The sequence below is a fragment of the Pseudomonas graminis genome (assembly GCF_001705435.1).
In the GTDB taxonomy this organism is placed as follows: Bacteria; Pseudomonadota; Gammaproteobacteria; order Pseudomonadales; family Pseudomonadaceae; genus Aquipseudomonas; species Aquipseudomonas graminis_B.
In genome coordinates this window covers 39512-60274 of the sequence record NZ_MDEN01000054.1, presented here as the reverse complement: position 1 = coordinate 60274, position 20763 = coordinate 39512, and the positions used below count along the sequence as shown (strand labels likewise).

Below are 20763 nucleotides of genomic sequence, written 5' to 3'. Positions count from 1 at the left end.
CCACTAATTGGCCAGTAACTTCGAGTTTCACGACGAAACCTGATGCCCATCCGTTGGCCGGGATATTGCTTCACCGGATGTTCATGCCCGAGGCGTCATTTTCATGACGGGTCGCTTGCGCCCCCCGTTCTCCTGTCAATGCGAAGATGTTCGAGGCACGTTTTTTAACTACCGGATACCCCCATGGATTCTCAACGACTGGTTAGCGTCGTCATCGCCGTCTGCCGCACCGAGTTTTTTGAAACCGCGCTGAGCAGCGTGATCGGGCAGACCCACGATGCCATTGAAATCGTGATCTGCGACGACGCCACCGACGGTCTGGCTGAAACCGTGACGGATCTGTACCGGGCGTCTTGCCAGTGGCCGATTCGCTACCTGCGCAACGAATCTCCACTGGGCGCTGACGCCTGTTTCAACCGCGCCGTTGCGGAAGCTTCCGGGCGGTACATCAAGTTCATGGCCGGTGACGCCGTGCTGGCGCCGGACTGCATTCAGCAGATGGTCGCGGCGCTGGAGGTCAATCCTCAGGCCTCACTGGTGGCGGCGCACCGCCAATGGTTGAACGCCGAGGGCGCGGCGCTGCAAGAGAATCTGGCGACCCGTTTTCGCGTCAGCGAGCCCACGGTATTCAACGGGCCTGACATCGTCGGGCTGCTGGGGGAGTTCACCTGCCATTTCATCGGTGAGTTGAGCAGCGTGCTGTGTCGCCGCGACGACCTGCTGGCGTTGGGCGCCGACCTGTTCGCCCTCAACGGCGAGTCCGTGGGTCCGCTGGGCAATCTGGCGCTGTACGCCACCTTATTGCACGACGCCGAATTGATCATGCTGCCCGCCACGCTGACGGGCACGCGCATCGCGCCGCAGCAGTTGACCCAGCAGGGCATCGAAATTGTTGGCACGGACAGCGATCATCTGCCCGCGTTTCACCGGCTGATCCGTGAAGCCGGGTGGGCCAGCACCTCGCTGGACAACGGCTGGGTCGGCGCCCGCCCGTTGTCGGCAACCCAGGGCTTTACCGATTTCAATCTGCTCGCGCAGTTGTCCGCGCCGTTGCCGCAACGGTTGAACCCGCAGCAGGTCGAGGCCTGGCTCGGTCATCGCGTCCCGAAGGCCGAACAGCAGACGCAGATCGATCGGCATCTGACGGAAGTCGGCGGGCCTTCGTTGTTGGTGGTGATCAAGGATTTTGCCAACGCCCCGGAGAAAGTTCAGCGCAGCCTCGACAGCCTCGCTTCCCACGGCGCCCTGCACGCCGCGATGAACGTGGTGGTGTTGACGGACGCGACCGTGCTCCCGACCCTCGCCCTCGGAGTTCGATTGAACACGGTGGCCATCGGCAACCTGAACACCGCCGCACTGCTCAACCAAGTGATTGAAACCCAGCGTTTCGACTGGCTCATCGTGATCGACGCCGGCACCCAATTCACGCCATTCGGCCTGACTGCCAGCGCGCTGAAGCTGCTCGAATCCCCGGACGCCCGCGCTGCTTTCGCCGACGAAATGCACCGGCGGCCTCGGGGTGGTCTGAGTTCGGCCATGCGCCCGGACTTCAACCTCGACTACCTGCTGAGCTACCCGCTGCTGACCGCAGGTCACTGGCTGTTCCGACGGGAGACGATTCTGGCCGTCGGCGGCTTCGACGACCGCTTCGCGGATGCTGCTGAATTCGACCTGATCTTGCGGTTGTATGAGCGTGAAGGCGCCGGGCAGATCATCCACATCAGCGAACCCCTGCTGGTCTGTGACCTGCCGGAAGCGGTGGACAATCCCGACGAAATCGAGACGCTGCAGCGCCATCTGCAGGTGCGCGGCTACCCCCGGGCGACCATCGAACACACCCTGCCCCGCCGCTACCACGTGCAGTACGGCCACAGCGATCAACCGTTGGTGTCGATCATCGTCCCGACCAAGGATCAGCTGCCGTTTTTGCAGCGTTGCGTCGAAACCCTGCTGCACATCACCCGCTACCTGAATTACGAACTGCTGATCGTCGATAACAACAGCGAGACCCCCGAAGCCCTTGAATGGCTGGCGCGCATCGACGCGTTGGGCTCGGCGCAGGTGCGCGTGCTGCGTTACCCGCACCCGTTCAACTATTCCCGCATCAATAACGTCGCTGCGGCCCAAGCCAAGGGCGAGTACCTGGTGCTGCTGAACAACGACACCGCCATCGTCCACAGCCGTTGGCTCGATGAATTGCTCAATCACGCGCTCCGACCTGAAGTCGGCGTGGTCGGCGCCAAGCTGCTGTTCCCCAACGGACGCATGCAGCATGCCGGCGTGCGCCTGGGCATGGACGGGCCGGCCGGTCATCAGCACATCGGTGAGCCCGGTCACATTCAGGGCTACATGCAGCGCGTGCAGGTGGATCAGGATTTGAGCGCGGTGACGGCGGCGTGCCTGATGGTCCGCCGCTCGATTTACGAAGAGGTGGGCGGGCTGGATGAAGAGGCATTCGTCGTGTCCTACAACGACGTCGATCTGTGCATGAAAGTTGGCGCCCTCGGCTACCTGAACGTCTGGACGCCCCATTCGGTGTTGATCCACGAGGGCAGCGTCAGCCAGACCCACGTCGACACCGCCACGCAGCAGGCCAAGCGTAAGCGCTTTGTCGGCGAGCAACTGGCGATGTACCGCAAATGGCTGCCAACCCTGGCGAACGACCCCGCCTTCAACACCAATCTGTCGTTCGACCTGCAATCGGTCGAGCTCGAACTCAACATGCCGCTGGTCTGGCGGCCGATGGCCTGGCGCCGCGACCCGGTGGTGCTGGCCTACCCTGAAGGCCTTTGGGCCTCGCCCCACGAACGGGTGATCGCGCCGTTCGAGACGCTGCACGCCACCGGATGGGTGGACGGCATGCTCAGCAGCCAGCCGCTGTCGATTCCTCAGGAAGGACGGCTCAAGCCGAATGTCGTGGTGTTTCAGGCCCGGCTTGACGCCGACCACCTGCAAACCATCGCCCGCGCCCAGCTGCTGCCGGATGCTTTCGTAGTGCTGGACATCAATGACCTGCAACTGGGCTCCCGGACGCCGGGCGAAGACCCGTTCGCCTTCGATGCCGAGTGCGTTGACCTGCTGCAGAAGAGCCTCCATCAGGCCCATCGCGTCATCGCTTCGACCCAAGTGCTCGCTGATATCGCCGGGGAGTTTCACGCGGACGTTCGATTGCTGCCTTCGCGCCTGTCGCCGCAGATCTGGGGCAACCTCGTCTCGAGCCGTGGAGTGGGTGGCAAGCCGAGGGTCGGTCTGGTCAGTGATCGCTGGCAGCCACAGGATCTGCATATGATCCTTGCCGTGGTCGAGGCGCTGGCAGAAGAGGTGGAGTGGATCGTGCTGGGCGATGACCAGGGCGTGCTGCGCGGCCATGCCCATGAATCCCATGACCGGCCGCCCGCCGAGCATTACGCCACAGCCGTCGCCGGACTGAACCTCGACCTGGCCCTGCTTCCCGCCGTGGATAACCTGTTTGGCGCCTGCAAGAACAACATCACCCTGCTGCAACTCGGCGCCTGCGGTGTGCCGGTGATCTGCAGCGACGTTCGCGCCTACGCGGGGGATTTGCCGGTGACGCGGGTGCCCAACACGCTGGAGGCCTGGGTGAACCTGCTTCGCGCCCACACGATGGATCTGGCCAGCGCGGCGCTGCTGGGCGACGATTTACGCAAACAAGTGCTTCGCGACTGGATGTTCGACGAAGAGGCTGTTCAGGCCTGGCGCGAGGCGTGGTTGCCCTGAGACCAAAGGCGCCTCATCAGTCCTCAGTCATGGGTGATTGGCGGTGTGCTTTTTGCGGTAGCCGCCCGGACTTTCCCCCGTCCATTTCTTGAACGCCCGGTGAAACGCGCTGGGCTCCTGAAAACCCACCAAGGATGCGATCTCCACGACGCTCAGTTCGGTGTCGCGCAGCTTCTGCTGGGCGATGCCGCGGCGGACGTCGTCCTTGATCCCTTGAAACGCACAGCCCTCACGCTCCAGTCGACGGCGGAAGGTGGTGGCGCTGAGTTTCAGCTCATCGGCCATTTCCAGCAGCGTCGGCCAGTGCCCGTAATGGCTGTTGCGCAGGCGCTGATAGACCTGCGCCGCGAGCCCGCGCTGGTTGCGATAGCGAATGACCAGCCACTGCGGCGCGGTGCGCAAAAATGATTTGAGCGACGGCAACGACTGCACCACCGGCAGACGCAGATAGTGGCTGGAAAATTCGATCTCGGTGCGCGGCTCGCCAAAGCTCAGGTTGAACCCCCACAGCAGTGAGTCGTCGCTGAGGCGCTCACGGCGCTGGCGAAACTGCGCGCGGTCGATGCTGATGCGGCGCCCGCCGAGCCAGCACAACAGGCTGATCATCAGCAGCAGAAATGTCTCTTCACCGAAGCGCTGGCGGACCGGGTCGTCTGCCGTGGTGTCCACCGCGAGCACGGCGCGCGCGCCGCGAACGATGAGGCTGCCGCGAAAGTCGCGCAGGAAAAGACCGAAATTGCTTAGGCACTGGCGCAGGGCCTTCTCCAGAGTGGGTTCCTGAATCAGCCCCCGGCAAATCAGGGCGAAGCTGCCCAAGGGCATGCCGTGGGAATCGAGGCCGAAAAACTCGTCGCCCAGTTCCTTGATCTGAATCAGCCACAACGCCGCGAACGCACTGGCCGACACCCGCGCCGTGGGGTCGTCGAGCAGTGCCATGTCGATGTCTGCTGCTTGCAACACGGACTGCAAGCGCAGCGGCTGGTCGCGTAGCCCGTGGACGATCAACTGGACGAAGTAGATCGACACTGAATCCTTTTCCCGCATGACCGCCTTTCCCTTTTTGAATGGTGCACCACGGATCAGGCGCTGATGGTAAAGAACGCCAGCCCATCTGGACAGTTTCGGCATAGGCCCGTCCCGAACGCCGATCTAGACTTGCCCGCAGTCAGCACCGGCCGAAACGCCGTTTTTGCGGTGCTGCCCCCACAATTCCAATACCTGTCAGGAGTCCCCATGAGCACACCCGAAGTTTTCGTCGTCAGCGCACTGCGTACCGCCATCGGTGGATTCGGCGGTTCCCTCAAGGAGGTCTCACCCATCGAACTGGGCACCCAGGTCAGCCGCGCTGCGCTGGCCACGTCCGGGATCGCACCGGAACACATCGGCCATGTGGTCATGGGCCACGTGATCCCGACTGAAGTCCGCGACGCCTATCTTTCCCGCGTCATCGCCCTGGAAGCGGGCCTGACCAAAGAAACCCCTGCCATGAACGTCAACCGCCTGTGCGGTTCGGGCCTGCAGGCCATCGTGTCGGCGGCGCAATCGCTGATGCTCGGCGACGCCCAGGCCGTGCTGGCCGGTGGCGCCGAATCCATGAGCCGGGGTGCCTACATCATGCCCCAGGCCCGTTGGGGTGCGCGCATGGGTAACGTGCAGGCGTACGACTACATGCTCGGTGCGTTGCACGATCCGTTCGCCAATATCCACATGGGCATCACCGCCGAGAACATCGCCGAGCATTACGGCATCACCCGCGCCGACCAGGACGCTCTGGCGCTGACCAGCCAGCAGCGCGCCGCCCACGCCATCGCCGAGGGCCGTTTCGAAAGCCAGATCGTCCCGATCGAGATCGCCACGCGCAAAGGCACCGTGACCTTCGCCCAGGACGAGCACGTGCGCGGCGACGTGACGGCCGAGCAGCTGGAGAAGATGAAAACTGCATTCAAGAAGGACGGCACCGTCACGGCCGGCAACGCCTCCGGCCTGAACGATGGCGCAGCGGCGCTGGTCATGGCCAGTGGCGACATGGTCCGCGAGCACGGTCTCAAGCCGATGGCGCGTCTGGTGGCCTATGCCCATGCCGGGGTTGATCCGTCGATGATGGGCCTGGGGCCAATTCCCGCCAGCCGCAAAGTGCTGGAACGTGCCGGCCTGACGGTGGCGGATATGGACGTGATCGAATCCAACGAAGCCTTCGCCGCCCAGGCCTGCGCCGTTGCCCGTGAGCTAGGCTTTGATCCGGCCAAGGTCAACCCGAACGGCTCGGGCATTTCCCTCGGCCATCCGGTGGGCGCCACGGGCGCCATCATCGCCACCAAGGCGATCCACGAGCTGCACCGGATTCAGGGTCGCTACGCCTTGGTGACCATGTGCATCGGCGGCGGTCAGGGCATCGCCGTCATCTTCGAACGTGTGTAAGGAGGCTTGTCGATGAGCATGCAACACATCGCCGTGATCGGCGCCGGCACCATGGGCAACGGCATCGCGCAGGTGTGCGCGGTGGCGGGTTTCGACGTGACCCTGCTGGACATTTCCGACACCGCACTGGAGCGCGGCATGGCGACCGTGCGCAAGAATCTTGAACGGCAGGTGACCAAACAGACGGTGGCGGCCGATGTCGCCGAAGCGGCCCTGCGACGCATCAGCGTCACCACGGACTACGGCCAGTTGAATGGCGCGCAGCTGGTGATCGAAGCGGCCACCGAGAATCTGGAGCTGAAGCTGCGCCTGCTCAAGCAGATCGCCAGCCATGTCGACCGCGAGTGCGTGATTGCGTCGAATACGTCGTCGCTGTCGATCACGCAACTGGCGGCCAGCGTCGAGCACCCGGAGCGGTTCATCGGCCTGCACTTCTTCAACCCGGTGCCGATGATGAACCTGATCGAGGTCATTCGCGGTTTGCAGACGGCGGACACCACCCACATCGCGGCGATCAAGCTGGCCGAGCGGTTGAACAAGACCGCCATCACTGCCGGCAACCGGCCTGGGTTTGTGGTGAACCGGATTCTGGTGCCGATGATCAACGAGGCGATTCTGGTGCTGCAGGAAGGTCTGGCCACCGCCCAGGACATCGACGACGGCATGCGCCTGGGTTGCAACCAGCCCATCGGCCCGCTGGCGCTGGCTGACCTGATCGGGCTGGATACCTTGCTGGCGATTATTGAGGCGTTCCTCGAAGGCTTCAACGACAGCAAATACCGCCCTGCGCCGCTGCTCAAGGAAATGGTCGCGGCGGGGTATCTGGGGCGCAAGACCGGGCGTGGTTTTTTTACCTATAACTGAGGCCGATAATCACCAACAATGGGATGGCATTCCGTGCAGCACTGAGATTGGATGCGAACTCAAATGTGGGACCGGCTTTAGCCGGGAAAGCGTCGGTCGCCACACCGTAAATTTTGCGGTGACAACACCGGCCTCTTCCCGGCTGAAGCCGGTCCTACTGGGGACCGCACACTGAAAGGGCACACTGAAAGGGGACTGATTTATTTACAACGCTTCACCGTAAATTAATCTGTCCCCGATCCACAAGTTTTGCGTGTGCAATACCGGCCTCTTCCCGGCAGAAGCCGTTCCTACCAGGGCACCGGGTGTGGTCAATGGGAAAACAACGAGTTCCCGACCTTGCCCGCCATCTTCTCCGGTTTGATCAGGAACCGCGCCAGCGCTGGCAACAGCCACAGGGCGCCGAACATGTTCCACAGCAGCATGAAGGTCAGCATCAGGCCCATGTCGGCCTGGAACTTGATGGCCGAGAAGATCCAGGTGCACACCCCGATCGCCAGACACAGGCCGGTGAACAACACCGCTTTGCCCGTGGATTTAAGGGTCTGGTAATACGCTTCCTGCAACGGCAGCCCCGCCCGCAGGAAACTCTCCAGTCGGCTGTAGATGTAAATCCCGTAATCGACCCCGATCCCCACCCCGAGCGCCACCACCGGCAGGGTCGCGACTTTCACGCCAATCCCCATGAACGCCATCAGCGCGTTACCCAGCACCGACGTCAGCACCAGCGGCAGGACGATGCACAGCGTCGCCGCCCATGAACGGAAGGTGATCATGCACATCACCGCCACGCACACGTACACCAGAATCAGAATGGTCAGCTCGGCCTGCTTGATGACCTCGTTGGTGGCCGCCTCGATCCCGGCGTTACCCGCCGCGAGCAGAAACTCCAGGCCATCCTTGTTGTTCTGCTGAGCAAACTCCTGCACCGCATGCACGGCCCGGTCCAGAGTTTCGGCCTTGTGGTCATTGAGGAAAATCAGCAACGGCGCCAGGGAACAGGTGTTGTTGTACAAACCGTCAGCGCGGGAAATTGAGCTGTTGAGCACGTCCTTGTTGCGCGACAACGACTCCCATTTCAAATTGCCCTCGTTCATCCCCTTGATAACCTGTTTGGACACGGTCACCAGCGAAATCGCCGATTGCACCCCCGGCGTGTTTTCCATCTTCCACGACAGCTCGTTCATGGCCGACAGCGTCTGATACGCCGAACACCCCTCGGGCGGCGTCTTGACCATCACCACCAGCACGTCGGAGCTGGTCGAGTAATTGTTGATGATGAAGCTGTTGTCCTGGTTGTAGCGCGAGTCTGGCCGCAGTTCCGGCGCGCCCTGATCGAGGTCGCCGATCTTCAGGTTATGGCCGTACCAGAGACCGCCGACCAGCGCGACAAGGGCCAATGTCACAGACACGCGGGCGACTTTCGGCGCGGCGAAGTTCGACAGCAGACGCCAGAACGGGTGCTCACGCACGGCATCCTCTTTACTTCGCACCACCGCTTTTTTGCTGATGCCAACGTAGGAAATCGCCACCGGGAGAAGGATCAGGTTGGTGAACACGATCACCGCCACGCCAATGGACGCGCCAATGGCCAGCTCGCGGATCACGCCGATGTCGATGATCAGCAACGTGATGAAGCCGACAGCGTCGGCAAGAATGGCGATCATCCCCGGCAGGAACAATTGGCGAAAGGTGCGGCGTGCTGCGGTAAGCGCACTGTCGGCATCGCTGGATTGCAGGGCGATGCCGTTGATCTTCTGCACGCCGTGGGAAATACCGATGGCGAAGATCAGAAAGGGCACCAGCATCGAGTAGGGATCAAGCCCGAAACCCACTACATGCATCAGGCCCAGCTGCCAGATCACCGCGATCAACGTGGTGCTCAACACCGCGATGGTGCTGCGGGCGCAGCGGGTGAACCACATCAGCAGGACCAGGGTGATCAGGAAGGCGATGCCGAAGAACATCACCACCATGATCAGCCCGTCGATCAGGTCGCCGACCTTCTTGGCGAAACCGACGATGTGAATCTCGACGTTGGGGTTCTGTGCTTCGTACTTGTCGCGAATCTTCTCTTCGAGCTGGTGGGAGAACTGACGGTAATCCAGCGGCAGCAGTTTGCTCTGGTCGTTGGGGTCCGGGTAGAACTCCTGCAGCGGCACATCGACGATGCTCGACTTGAAGTTGTTGGAGACCAGACGCCCGACCTGCCCGGACTTGAGGACGTTATTGCGCAGCTTGTCGAGGCTCTGTTGCGAACCGTCGTAGCTCTGCGGAATGACCTCGCCGCCGGCAAAGCCCTCCTCCGTCACCTCGGTCCAGCGGACGCTGGGGCTCCACAACGACTTGAGCCCGGAGCGGTCGACGCCGGAAATGTAGAAGACCTCGTCGTTGATCTGCCGCAGAGTCTCCATGTAGTCCCTGGAGAAGATGTCGCCCTGCTTGGCCTCCACCGAGATACGCACGGTGTTGCCCAGGTTCGCGAGGTCGTTGCGGTGTTCCATCATGTTCTGAACGAACGGATGCCCCAGCGGGATCATTTTTTCGAAGCTGGTGGACGGGCGCACCAGCGTCGCTTGCCAGAACAGGAAGACGCTGACCAGCAGGCAGATGCCGATCACCGTCTTGCGGTTGTTGAAAATCAGCTGTTCCAGGCGCGTCGGCTTGTCGTGGGGGTGTTGAAGGTTGCTCATGGAGACGTGTCCTCGCCTGCTTGTTCTTATTGTTGAGCGCTGTCAGCGCCCGTCGGCGAGGTGACGCGAACGCCGCCCTGTCCCACCAGAACCAGATTGCCTTTGTCGTCCTCTGCTACGCCCGACAAGGAAAGCCGGTCCGGGCGATTGGCAACCGTGAAGCTTTGGCCATCGTCCGTACTGCGCATGACGCTGCCGCCGTTGCCCACCAACACGATGGAGTGGTCGGGCATCAGCGAGGCATTGGCGATGCTGAATTCCAGCGGCCCGCGCTCACCCTGCAGCGGGACGGGCTCCCACGTGGTACCAAAATCGGTCGAACGAAACAGATTGCCGCGCAGGCCGTAAACCAGGAGCGTGTTGGATTCAGCAGTACCTACCGCGCCGAACAACGAGCCCTGGTAAGGGCCTTCAAGTTTCTCCCAGGTCTGGCCATCGTCCGGGGACCGAAACATGCTGCCCTGTTCACCGACCACGAACAGGCCCGCGTCCTTCACGTACGCAATGCCGTTGAGGTGGAACTGGTCTTCGTTGTCCAACCGGTCGCCGATGTCTTTCCAATGCTGGCCGCCGTCGGTGGTTTCCAGCACCGCGCCATAGGCACCCACGGCGATCCCGGTGGTCAGGCCCTTGAACCAGACATCCAGCAGCGGTGCTTCGCGTTTGAGGTCTTCGAACTGTTTGGTCCAGGTGGCGCCGGCATCGCTGCTGGCAAGGATCTGCGCATCGTGGCCCACCGCCCACCCGTGTTGCTCATCGACGAAATACACCGCCGTGAGCATCTGGCGCGTCGGCACTTTGGCCTGGGTCCAGGTTTTGCCCTGGTCGTCGGAATAGAGAATGTGGCCGCGATCCCCCACCGCCACCATGCGCTTGCCGGCATGGGTCACGTCCAGCAGCAGACTGCGGGAGGCTTTTGCGGATTCGAGGGCGTAAACGGCGGAATCGCCAGTGCTAGCAGGGGCATCAATGGGCGTGCCATTAGCGGGCGTGCCATCAGCGGCCAGGGCTGCGCCGCAGAAGATCGGAGAGATAAGGAGCGACAGAGCCGCATGGAGAGGCAGGTTCTTGAAAAGCGTCCGGGCGCTGAAATGGCCCCGGATGACCGCAAACCGAGTGCGCCGAATGACGGGCTCACGCATGGAACTACCCTTCCTTTATTTTTATTAGGTTCTTCTGGAGGCCGTTTGAACCGCGCGGGCGCTCTAGCCTGCACGCGACACTGGCTTACCGAAGCGAGCCCATCCTAGTCAGCTTTGGAAACGTATGACAATCGACATGACGTTATCTTTTGTTAAGCCACGGAGCCCTGATTGGCGCGTTATCACTGGGACTGATTGAGCTCACCTACTGCGCGTGGCGTAGCTGAGCCGTGGCCCTTCAATTCAGGCGTAAACCGTGCCGGGGATCTCGGCGCCAGCACGGTGTGGGGCATGGCTCAGAAGGCGTAGGTGAGCGCCAGGGTGGACATCGTCGTCCTGGCGGACTGACTCCCCGCGTCACCCGCGATACGGAAGCGATCGCCGCTGTGAGTGTCCTTGATCAGCGTGCTGCCTTTCGCCTCGGCGTATACCTGATGATCCACACCCGCCCGTAACGAAAGCTGCGGACTCACGCGGTAACTGAGCGCAACCGCGAGGCTTTGCATACGGCCGTTGTTGCCATAATCACCGTCATAGGTGACGCCGCGGACATGATGGCGGTCGTGATCTCGCGCCCGGACCCACTGGCTGTATTTGAACTTGCCTTCCAGCGTCCAGTTGCGGAACTGGTAGAGACCGACCAGCCCCAGGTAAGGCGTGTCGTAGGTCTGCTGATAGGAAATGCCTTTCTGCCCCGCCGGGAATTCACCCGACTCATCCCGAAACCCATCCTCTGAAGAGTAGGTATACCGCCCGCCTCTCGCCTGCCAGCCGAACTGGCTGCGCTGATAACCGAGCATCACGCCGAGGGCGAGAGCATCACGCTTGAGCGCCCAGGCGGTGGCGGCGAAATCGGCCTGCCAGGCTTTGCTGACCTGAGTGTCCGGGTGATCGGAGTAGTCACTCCAGCCGGCGTTCTCGTCATCCCAATCGTAATCCTTCAGATGCCCGTCACCCTTCGCCACCCGCGTCCAGCCGTTCAGGTCAAGGGACAGCCAATCTATGGGCTGATACTTCAGGCCCAGATGCAGCGTCGGTACCTGCTTCATGCTCCAGTTCAACTGGCTGAGCTTGCGACCGTTGTCAGCGTCGTACACCTTTTCCCGCGCCTGACCATTCAGCAGACCGACACCCAGGCTCACCCCAACCGCCCCCAACTGGAACTGCTCCTCGCGGGTTGTCTGCGACTCGGCCAACGCCTCGGTTGCCAACGCAGCCAGCCCTAGCCACAACAGCGTCTTCCTACCCTTCATTACCCACTCCGCATTTTTCTTATTGGGAATTTTGTCCAGCGCCGCACGCCGCTGGACAAGGAGCGAAAGGATGAAGCGCCGCGAAGGAAATCTCTGCCGGGCGGTTCTGAAGGATTTGCGTGAAAGCTAAACGTTGGCGTTGGGAAATTGCCTACAAGCGAGCTGGGGTGGCAGCGGTCCATAGTTGTCTGGAGCGCCGCTATTCAGACCTGTCACTCCTCCAGGCTGTTAAAGGTTCAGGTCTTTCACGATGGCCTCATCGACGATTTTCGAGATGCCATCCAGCGCGGTGCGTAAAAGCTCCGGCTCCGTGCGATAACGTTTGGGCTCGTAGCCGAACGTGTTGCCGCCATTGAATGCTGAGATGTATTCAGTTCGCTGCCAGATCAACTGGTCGCCACGCTTCATGCTGCCGGTGACAGTGATCGTTGGATAAACGACGCTGCTGAACCCTTGGGTCAACGCAAATCCCCAGTTGTTGACGGTCAGAAGAATCTCCGCGTCCGCCGGATCATGCTCGCCAACCACCTTGAACCGCCCGGTGCGGGACAACTGCTCTTCGAATCGTTGCTTGACCATGCCGCCAAGGTCGATGTTGGCGGTGTTGAGGTTGTAGATGATCGCCTCAACCGTCGACATCGACGCCAGGTCACCGGCTTTATACCCCGCCGCAAAACCGGCGCCGCTCATCGCGGCCGTTGCCAAGTGTGAGGCGTTCGTCGCCGCGCCCACCGCCACGCCCGCCCCTGCGCCCAGCGCCGCACCCCATGCCTGCTCTCTGCCCATGTAGGTGATGTCTTTGGTGGACCAGACGACTGGGAGGATTTTGACGGTGTGGATCTGGGAACGGTATTCAGGTTTGAATTTCTGATTGGTGCAGCCGGTGATGATGAGCGTGAAGAGAGCCAGAGTTGCTAGTTTGTGGAGCAGACGCATTGGTTGACATCCTGTGGGTTTAGTTGACATCTCATCTGAGATCGCAGAAAGGAAATGTAGCTATTAGCTCGGTGCCCTGAGGAGTTGATTCCCGCTCTAAGAGATCGGCCGACCTTCTTTTTTAGCGCAATCGTTTAGCGAACGCTCAGAATGTGAACTTCATCAGTAGAGAGCGAACTGCTCTGCTTATCCCATGCCAAAAAATAGCCATAGTCAGCCAAATAATAAAATTTGCTAACGATTGCGTTCTTGTCGCCTTGAGTCGTGCAGCCCATTTCCTTGGCTTTTCCCGTCAGTCCAGCACTGAGTTCATCGGCGTTAAGTTCGCGCTTTACAGTGCAGTCGACCGCGTAGCCTGTCCTGTCGCTCCAACGTTGCTCAGCGCCGTGCTGGCGACCCTGAGCGGAGTAATTCAAGACAGAGCCTATGGGCATACGCTGCCAATCCCCGGAAAAACTCAAGCTTTTGAGTTCATAGGTGCCCACTTTCTGGTCAAAAGTAGTGATGGTACTGGCGAGCATAATCAACCCCCGCCAAGTAACTCTACGTGTCTCGTACGCCTCACTGCGTAGATCGACAACTACCTGCCCGCTTGCCGAGTCCGTGGTGATGAAACTTTCTTCGTACACCAACGAAGCACCACCCTCCCGGGTGGGTGTCCGGCTCGTCGCAAAATAGCTGAGTTTTTTGGCTGCCGGTTGCAGATTGAGGGCTTCGATTGCAGAAAGCACTGGCGTACCAACACTATATGGGCTTGGCACAGCACGCACTTTGTAGCGCGGCTTGTACGTGGGCAATTGCTTCAGCTGTTCAGCGCCGGCGCACAGCGTCTTGAACAACAGCTTGTAATCATCGCTGGCTTGCGCAACAGGCTTAACGACTGGATTAGACGGGGTCTCACCGTCTATCACGCTGTTAAATATATCAACGTCATAACTGGCCAGCCGACGAAACTTGTGCTCGGTGCAATCGACAGCATAGTGTTCACGCTTTTGGGCAGACGGCGTGCCTTGCGACGCATCCGTCACTATTTTGTTATTGTCATACGCCCCCCAGAACAGCGTTTCAGAGCCTTGCTGTTTGATGCTGTGCCGATCAAGCAACACCCACTGGTCATCCTCTTTTACGTTGACGACTCTCCAGTCGGGCTGCGGTGTCTCAGAACAGGCGTGAATGAAACTCGGGTTACTGATGAGCCCTGAATAAAGGGATGAAGTCAGGGGGCGTGCGCCCACGAACACCCCGTTTTGCCTATTGATATAAATCCGTGCAAGGGGAGCATCAATGTAAGCGACACGCAGTTGCGCCACGGTGCAAGACGCCTCCATTTGAACAACGGTGCGTTCCGGCATTGCATCTGTTTTCGGCGCGACGAGCTGGAAATTCAATCTGTCTCCGTCACGGAATACCGTATCAGCTACCACAGGTTGACCCAGAAAAACGTCATATGCCTTCACCGCACTTTTGCTCAGCGACACTGGCTGACTAACACACCCACCGACGGCTGCTATGGAAAGCAGTAACGCAATTCGTTGCACAGGTATTCCTTAGAGAAGTTCTGGAGTAAGCGCCGTTTTTTGAGAGTCATCGCGGTGACTCTCCGTATTTCGCGCATGGTGGTCCGCCCACTCTTATCCCCTGAATGAAAATTAAAAGGCCCATCCCCTCTTATCGCTGCAACAAGTGGGCCCCTCCCCTTTAACTATTTTTTAATTGCGCAACGGGATCCCAAGCATCAGGTCGCAATTGATTCATACTCCACCATTGCATCCCCTCCGCCATCCATTTTTCCCGCAATTTAGCATGGGTAAAAAGGGGTCCGTCCCCTTTTATCCGAGACGCCAGTGACACCTGCTGCGCCTGTGACACCGGTAACACCGCGGACACCGGCTACGCCCCCAACACCCGTGACGCTTGCGACACCTGCGACCTGTTCGACGGCTGCAATGCCACCCGCGCCGGCCTGGTGGCTCGGAACCGAGAACCCGCCGCTGCCGGAATTGCCAAGTGTGGAGAGCTTTAAGAGTTAAAGGAGTCCGTCCCCTTTAACTTCGTGTGACGGCCATCCACTCGGAGCTACTACGCGTAAGGTTGTCACTATTCGGAACAGGCATTGATGGCTTCGCAACTGCATCGCCGCGCTCAACATATTCACGGATGCCATTCAACTCGTATTCATCTGAGACGTGGGGCCCCTTAGCTATGCGCCCCGGCACACTTTTGTAGGAGGGCCATTTCGGGTTTACGCCCGAGCGCTCGCACTGAATTACTTCTTGATCCATGGTTCTACCTTAAATTCTTCTACACCTGTTTTACCGGGGGCGGGAATACAGACCTTGACTGTTACACCTTGAACCTTGTTTTTCCCGAATCCAACGCCGCTTGCAAAGCATCGCGTAAAGCAGGATCGGAGTCGGCAATTGATCTATTACCCAGCCCCCCCTCCAACCGCGTCCTCGGGTCCCCATGCGGCGTACCGGCCTTACTCACGCCATTCACCGAAGACTTCGCATCCATCACCACCACGGTAATCGTATCGCCATTGATCGCAACCGCGAACCAGCTAAGAGATCCGCCCCCTTTTATCTCTTTGATCCACACCTTTAAGCAACCAAAAAAGATGAAAAACAAAACGATAACTTTCCATCCTCAAGATCACTCAATTGATAGCGCACCCTATCGAGCCCAGAATCCAGCCTATTAATGCTCATATGCATTAACTGAGTTAGTCCGCCGCCAAAATCACGAAACGCAAATTGGCTAATATCAATGAAATTTATAACTACCACCTCAGCACCTATCTCTTCACTGGCCGAAATGGACAGACACAAATCATAGGCCATCGCATCTATATCCAACTCAATACTAATTGCATGTAAACAGTTGTGAGCAACTAGTAATTCATTCAGCTCTCGAAGACTAATCATTATTGACCCTCGTCTCTTTCCCATTGGAGCCGTACCCTGGACCGTATTCATAGGTATGCGTGTGCGGGTCGGAATGGTATTCCGCAGGCTTTCCTTGGTTCCCATATCCGTGATTAGTATAATCCGTTCGTTTAACCTGCCGGCCATACTGATCATACTCGATCACAGATTCTTCCAGTTCCCCAGTCGCTGGGTTGTACCTCTACTGTGTCACACTTCCTGTTCCCGGAGTCGTCTGAAACGGCTTCTTCCCGGTAAATACCTCGTCTGGAAACGTTCCTTCATTTGCAACAACTTTACTCCCGCCCGTCGTAGCTGTATCTGCTACCTCTTTTGCCCCTATTCCAAACCATGAACCAGCTTTCCCAAGTATAGCCCCTAACCCAAAGCCAAAAAGCTCTCCGGCCGTGAACTCGACCGACGCCTTAACGAACTCGGTCGCTGGCTGGACACCTTCAAACCCTTCACCTCGCGCGAACGCTCGTCCGGCATCAGCCATCTGTTCAGCTGAGGCTCCACGATTTTGCATGTCCTCCATTTGGGTAGTCACCGCTTGCCCATACGCGGCTAAACCTGGCGGCAAATGATCGCCGAAGTTGTACTGGGTACCGTTCTGCGCCACCCAGGCACCGGTTTTTAAGCTGTCGGCATCGGCGCCACTCTGCGTGGATGCGGCAAGCAAACCGACCAACTGCGAGCTCATGCTGAGCAGATTAGGGTTGCCCTTCACCAGCTCATTAAGGTCGGCCACCAATGCCTCATTAGCCCCGGCTGCCAAAGCACCAGTCTTGAAGTCACCACCGCTGACCTTAGCCAACAGCCCACCAACCATGGCGTGAACCATGATCTTTTGAAGGCTGCCGTCGGCAGCTGGAACGTAATCCCCCACGGCATGGAAGCTCGCCGCTGCCAACGTATTGAACAGCGTGCTTTGCAGCGCATCACCCAGATCACCGCCCTGACCCATTATCTTGCTCAGTGCCGCCGAAGTGCCGTTCTGTAAGCCCTGACTGGCAGCGAACTGACCAATTCCTTTCCAAGTACTGAGGTTGGTCGTGATCTTGCCAGTGATTGGGTCGGTGGTTGTCCCAGTCCAAGCATCGAAGTAACCAGTGGTCAGACCCGCAGTAATACCGGAGATGGCATAGCCCTTAAGTGCATCGCTGGAGGTAACATCCTTGACGACGGCACCTAGATTGCCCCTGTTATTGATCAGGCTGATCGACGCATTGGTCGCTGCCCCAGTTGCCACTGCAGCCCCTCCCGCTGCTACTGCTGCGCTTGCTCCAGCTTCCCCTAGCGCCGCCATTGCGGCCGGACCAACAACAGCAGCCAAAATGATGGCGATTGCCAGTTGAGCGCCGACACCCAAGCCTGAGTTGCTGTACTTGAAGGAGTCGTGCGCCTCCTTCACCAGCTTCCAATCAACATCCCCCCGCTTCTCCGCATCCTTCAGCCAAGCCAGATCAGGATCAGCCTTAACCATCGCATCAATCGCCTGGCTAACCGTCTGCTGATTAACCTGCTTAACCTCGATATGCAGGCCATCCACCGCATTAATTGCCACAGCGCCTTTGGCAATCAGCTCACTCTGGCGCAACGTCTCATCGGTCTTGCCCTTACCGGACATGGAGTTCCACGCGAGGCTGGTGTTGCTCTTCTCATGACTCTCCTGATGAAGGTCTTTGACGCCCTCGAAGTTGATCGCCCCGCCGCTGTTAATCGTCAGGTCTTTACCGCTATTCAGCTTCGCCACCTGATACTGCTGATCGCCGCCGCTCACCAGCACCAGGTTGCCGCCAGAGGTAATTTCACTGCTGACGTTGGTGACTTGCGTCACTTCGTCGTGCTTGGTTTTCTTGGCGCCGAAGGAGCCTTTTTTCTTCATGTCGTACAGTGAGTAGTCGCTGTCCTGCGCCGCCAAGACTTCGAGTTTGTTGCCTGCTGCCAGATAGGCTTCGTCGTTGGCGGCGATGCGGCTGGAGGTGACGGCCAGGTTTTGCCCGGCAGTGACGGCAACACTCCCGCCAGCGGTAATCTCGGTCTGGACCTGGCTGACGTGGTCTTCCTGCTTTTTGACCTTCTTGCTCTTGCTGTACGAGTGCTCTTCATCCGCCGCCGAGCTGATGGTGACGTCTTCGGTCGCGGCCATGGCGATATCGCGTTTGGCGTCAATCTGGCTGGCGATGGCGTTGATATCTCGTCCGGCCTGAACCGACAGGTCGCGACCTGCGCTGACGGTCGAGCCGATCTGGGTGATGTCGCTGCTGGTGTGTTTGCTGTTCAGCACGAGGCTGTCAGTCAGTTGGGTTGCGGCGGTGTTGACATCTAGCCCGGCGTTCAGCGTCATGTCGCGACCGGCTTGCAAGGTGCTGCCGATGTTGTTGATGTCGCGGCCGGCGGAAACGCTCAGGTCGTTGGCGGCTTCGATGCGCGCTGCGTTGTTGGCGTACTCCTTATGCAGTTGGCCCCGCACGTCGCTGTCCAGCGATGTGACCGTTCGCTCGTTGGTGACATCGCCGCCGATCGCCGTCACGGTGACGTCGCGACCGGCGATGATGCCGCCCGCTTTGTTGGTGACGTCGTTGCCCGCGAGCAGGTCCAGGCGGTTGCCGGCTGAGATCAGGCCGCTGTTGATCAGGTCATTGCCAGCGGTGGCGGACAGGTTGTGGGTGGCTTTGAGGGTGCCGACGTTGTCGAGGTTCTGGCCAGCGATGAGGGTCACGTCTTTACCGGCGATCAAGGCGCCGTTCGGGGCGAGACGGCCATCGGCTTGGGCCAGATAAAGGACCGGCACCAGCACGTTTTCGCCATTCACTTCGCGCTCTTCGAGCCAGACGATGTCGTGGGTGAGCGCCGCCACTTGCTCGGAGGTCAGCGAGACGCCGACTGTCAGGTTGAGCTGGGTCTTGCTGGCGATAGCGTTGTTCATCAGGTACTTGAACTGATCCTCGTTGGAGGTCTGTCCATCGATGAAGGCCTGGCCGGTGCGCGAGGTGACGGCTTGTTGCACCAGACGCTGTTCGTAGAGGCCGTCGCCCAGGCGCTTGGCGCTTTCGTCGGGGTTGTAGCCGAGGCCTGCGAGCAGGTAATCCGAGCTCATGAATTGCTTGAGGTCGGTGAGCACCGGGTTGGTTTCGATCAGGTATTTGCCGGTGCGCGCCGTGGCCGCGGTGGAGGGCAGGCCCTGAACCCTTTCGACCGTCTGCGCGGTCGCCGACTGACCTGGGCCCAGGCTTATGCCTGACGGGTCAGACCGTTAATGCCTGTAGCGCCAACGACGCCTTTAATGCCCGGGGCTTTGTCAACAGCTGCGATGCCCCCAGCCCCCCCTTGGTGGGTCGAACCGAGAACCTGACGCTGCCGGAATTGCCAGGTTTCGACAGGTTAAAAGCGGATGCATCTGCAGTGATGGCGGACGGATTCCGCTTGAATCACCGAGCTGCCGACCTGTGCTGGGGGCCTGATTCGCAGATAAAGGGCTCCGTCCCCTCTAACTCATCCTTTAGGAGATATCTGCCTCATCCAATCCTCTCTAAGCCCAACCAAAATATTCATAACATTAGAGTAAGTCAAGAATGGTAAAAATAACGCAAAATTGGACAAGCCACATTTCACATCTAAGGGAACGTAAAAATCAACATCCCCCGAGCGACTCGAATTCGAAAAAAGCTCTACATTCAGGTGACTTTCAATACCAGAAATATCAGCAAACAACACCTTATTCGCAACTTCATTATTTCCAAAGAAAAAGCCGTCAACATATACATCTAACCTTCCACCCTCTATCCCAGTAGAAAATAAAATATCACCATCTTCAGCTTCCTCATGAAAGAACCCACGACCTAAGGCTTCAACATCTTTCATCCTTTTTTCAAGTGTTCGACGAACCTTCATTGTCCAACCCCTTTTAAAAAATCCCTCAAGCCTTCCTTAGTCGCGGGAAAGCTAAAGGAAAAATTCTGATTTACATTATCAAAACTACCTGTCCCAAGCTTAGAGCCTTCTGGGGATGCATAGCGACCTGTCAGAGTAATTTTTTCTGCACCTTGGGACTGAGCATAAGATTAAGGGGTCTGTCCCCTTTTTTCACTATGTCGCTGCTGGTGTGCTTGCTGTTCAGCACGAGGCTGTCAGTCAGCTGGGTTGCGGCGGTGTTGACGTCTCGTCCGGCGTTCAGCGCCAGGTCGCGACCGGCTTGCAAGGTGCTGCCAATGTTGTTGATGTCCCGCCCGGCGGAGACGCTCAGGTCATTGGCGGCTTCGATGCGCGCTGCGTTACTCGCTCAGGCCACGACCAAAGCGAGCAGCGAAGGAAGGGAGCTTTTGCAGTAAGCAGATACAACGACACCGGCGCAGGGCCGGTGTTGAGGGTAAGCAATGTTCAAGAGAACTCTATTTTGCAATCTGACAGAGGGATCGAGCGGCCATCGGAAATAACCAATTGATCACCTTTGATTTGGGCAAGTAACAGACCAAGGCCAATTGCCCCTGCCTCAATATCTTTTCTCCAACCGTCAAGATCACCATGATAGGAAATCGCGTAAAAGAATGGCCCCGAGGGCGGGGTGACTTTGCACCCGCGATCATTTACCCCTCCACGAACAGCATTCGGAGGCTCAGAAAAGCACGTAATGTTATTAAATTGTTTTCGGAATTTGTTTTTCCCATCGTCCGAAAAATAAACAACTTGCTGCCCATTCACAGCCGTAACACCAGGTACATTTCGAGAGTTCGACTGCTCGATTTTTCCACCCAGAATTTTTTCTAACGTCTCCCGATCACTACTCATT

The 20763-nt window shown here is 58.9% G+C and carries 14 protein-coding genes and 1 pseudogene; 3 read left to right on the top strand and 12 right to left on the bottom strand.

Going from position 1 to position 20763, the window contains the following annotated elements:
* Positions 1–183: 183 nt before the first annotated feature.
* The gene (locus BBI10_RS04805) at positions 184–3738 is read left to right on the top strand and encodes a glycosyltransferase family 2 protein (protein WP_065987243.1); all 3555 of its coding nucleotides are present in this window, start codon (positions 184–186) and stop codon (positions 3736–3738) included.
* A 27-nt stretch (positions 3739–3765) separates the two neighbouring features.
* Here BBI10_RS04805 and BBI10_RS04800 read toward each other — a convergent pair whose 3' ends face one another.
* A complete protein-coding gene (locus tag BBI10_RS04800) occupies positions 3766–4782 on the bottom strand; it encodes an AraC family transcriptional regulator (RefSeq protein WP_065987335.1) in 1017 nt (338 codons plus the stop codon).
* 189 nt (positions 4783–4971) lie between these two features.
* Here BBI10_RS04800 and BBI10_RS04795 point away from each other — a divergent pair, with 189 nt between their 5' ends.
* The gene (locus BBI10_RS04795) at positions 4972–6156 is read left to right on the top strand and encodes an acetyl-CoA C-acyltransferase family protein (protein WP_065987242.1); all 1185 of its coding nucleotides are present in this window, start codon (positions 4972–4974) and stop codon (positions 6154–6156) included.
* A 12-nt stretch (positions 6157–6168) separates the two neighbouring features.
* A complete protein-coding gene (locus BBI10_RS04790) occupies positions 6169–7020 on the top strand; it encodes a 3-hydroxybutyryl-CoA dehydrogenase (RefSeq protein ID WP_065987241.1) in 852 nt (283 codons plus the stop codon).
* Between the two features lie 311 nt (positions 7021–7331).
* Here the strand turns inward: BBI10_RS04790 and BBI10_RS04785 are convergent, their stop codons facing one another.
* The 11 genes and pseudogenes from BBI10_RS04785 to BBI10_RS26455 form a co-directional block, all read right to left on the bottom strand.
* Positions 7332–9713: an efflux RND transporter permease subunit gene (locus BBI10_RS04785; RefSeq protein WP_065987240.1), complete on the bottom strand. Its 2382-nt coding sequence runs from the start codon at positions 9711–9713 to the stop codon at positions 7332–7334.
* Between the two features lie 26 nt (positions 9714–9739).
* Positions 9740–10855, bottom strand: coding sequence for a WD40/YVTN/BNR-like repeat-containing protein (locus BBI10_RS04780; protein WP_083233026.1), 1116 nt, complete (start codon positions 10853–10855; stop codon positions 9740–9742).
* Positions 10856–11151: 296 nt separating this feature from the next.
* A complete protein-coding gene (locus BBI10_RS04775) occupies positions 11152–12108 on the bottom strand; it encodes an omptin family outer membrane protease (protein WP_083233025.1) in 957 nt (318 codons plus the stop codon).
* A 228-nt stretch (positions 12109–12336) separates the two neighbouring features.
* Positions 12337–13044 carry a hypothetical protein gene (locus BBI10_RS04770; RefSeq protein WP_065987238.1) on the bottom strand — a complete coding sequence of 236 codons (708 nt, stop codon included), beginning with the start codon at positions 13042–13044 and terminating at the stop codon, positions 12337–12339.
* Positions 13045–13178: 134 nt separating this feature from the next.
* A complete protein-coding gene (locus tag BBI10_RS04765) occupies positions 13179–14582 on the bottom strand; it encodes a hypothetical protein (RefSeq protein WP_065987237.1) in 1404 nt (467 codons plus the stop codon).
* Positions 14583–15387: 805 nt separating this feature from the next.
* Positions 15388–15675 carry a hypothetical protein gene (locus tag BBI10_RS04760; RefSeq protein ID WP_244160311.1) on the bottom strand — a complete coding sequence of 96 codons (288 nt, stop codon included), beginning with the start codon at positions 15673–15675 and terminating at the stop codon, positions 15388–15390.
* Positions 15648–15971, bottom strand: a complete 324-nt coding sequence (locus BBI10_RS04755; RefSeq protein ID WP_065987333.1) for a hypothetical protein — start codon at positions 15969–15971, stop codon at positions 15648–15650. Before BBI10_RS04755 ends, BBI10_RS04760 begins: the two co-directional genes overlap by 28 nt.
* A gap of 202 nt (positions 15972–16173) precedes the next feature.
* Complete coding sequence (locus BBI10_RS27910; RefSeq protein WP_083233024.1) at positions 16174–19098, bottom strand: DUF637 domain-containing protein; 2925 nt, start codon at positions 19096–19098, stop codon at positions 16174–16176.
* Positions 19099–19469: 371 nt separating this feature from the next.
* Positions 19470–19868: a hypothetical protein gene (locus tag BBI10_RS04745; protein WP_141695116.1), complete on the bottom strand. Its 399-nt coding sequence runs from the start codon at positions 19866–19868 to the stop codon at positions 19470–19472.
* Positions 19869–20126: 258 nt separating this feature from the next.
* Positions 20127–20256 (bottom strand): annotated as a pseudogene (locus BBI10_RS28520) (hemagglutinin repeat-containing protein); the annotation flags it as partial.
* Between the two features lie 98 nt (positions 20257–20354).
* Positions 20355–20762 (bottom strand): hypothetical protein, encoded by a 408-nt coding sequence (locus BBI10_RS26455; RefSeq protein ID WP_083233022.1) that lies wholly within the window; start codon positions 20760–20762, stop codon positions 20355–20357.
* Position 20763: the final 1 nt, after the last annotated feature.

Bases quoted from the DNA above. Each gene is read 5' to 3' on its own strand.
- BBI10_RS04805 (WP_065987243.1), top strand. From the start codon at position 184: ATGGATTCTCAACGACTGGTTAGCGTCGTCATCGCCGTCTGCCGCACC.
- BBI10_RS04800 (WP_065987335.1), bottom strand. From the start codon at position 4,782: ATGCGGGAAAAGGATTCAGTGTCGATCTACTTCGTCCAGTTGATCGTC.
- BBI10_RS04795 (WP_065987242.1), top strand. From the start codon at position 4,972: ATGAGCACACCCGAAGTTTTCGTCGTCAGCGCACTGCGTACCGCCATC.
- BBI10_RS04790 (WP_065987241.1), top strand. From the start codon at position 6,169: ATGAGCATGCAACACATCGCCGTGATCGGCGCCGGCACCATGGGCAAC.
- BBI10_RS04785 (WP_065987240.1), bottom strand. From the start codon at position 9,713: ATGAGCAACCTTCAACACCCCCACGACAAGCCGACGCGCCTGGAACAG.
- BBI10_RS04780 (WP_083233026.1), bottom strand. From the start codon at position 10,855: ATGCGTGAGCCCGTCATTCGGCGCACTCGGTTTGCGGTCATCCGGGGC.
- BBI10_RS04775 (WP_083233025.1), bottom strand. From the start codon at position 12,108: ATGAAGGGTAGGAAGACGCTGTTGTGGCTAGGGCTGGCTGCGTTGGCA.
- BBI10_RS04770 (WP_065987238.1), bottom strand. From the start codon at position 13,044: ATGCGTCTGCTCCACAAACTAGCAACTCTGGCTCTCTTCACGCTCATC.
- BBI10_RS04755 (WP_065987333.1), bottom strand. From the start codon at position 15,971: ATGATTAGTCTTCGAGAGCTGAATGAATTACTAGTTGCTCACAACTGT.
- BBI10_RS04745 (WP_141695116.1), bottom strand. From the start codon at position 19,868: ATGAAGGTTCGTCGAACACTTGAAAAAAGGATGAAAGATGTTGAAGCC.
- BBI10_RS26455 (WP_083233022.1), bottom strand. From the start codon at position 20,762: ATGAGTAGTGATCGGGAGACGTTAGAAAAAATTCTGGGTGGAAAAATC.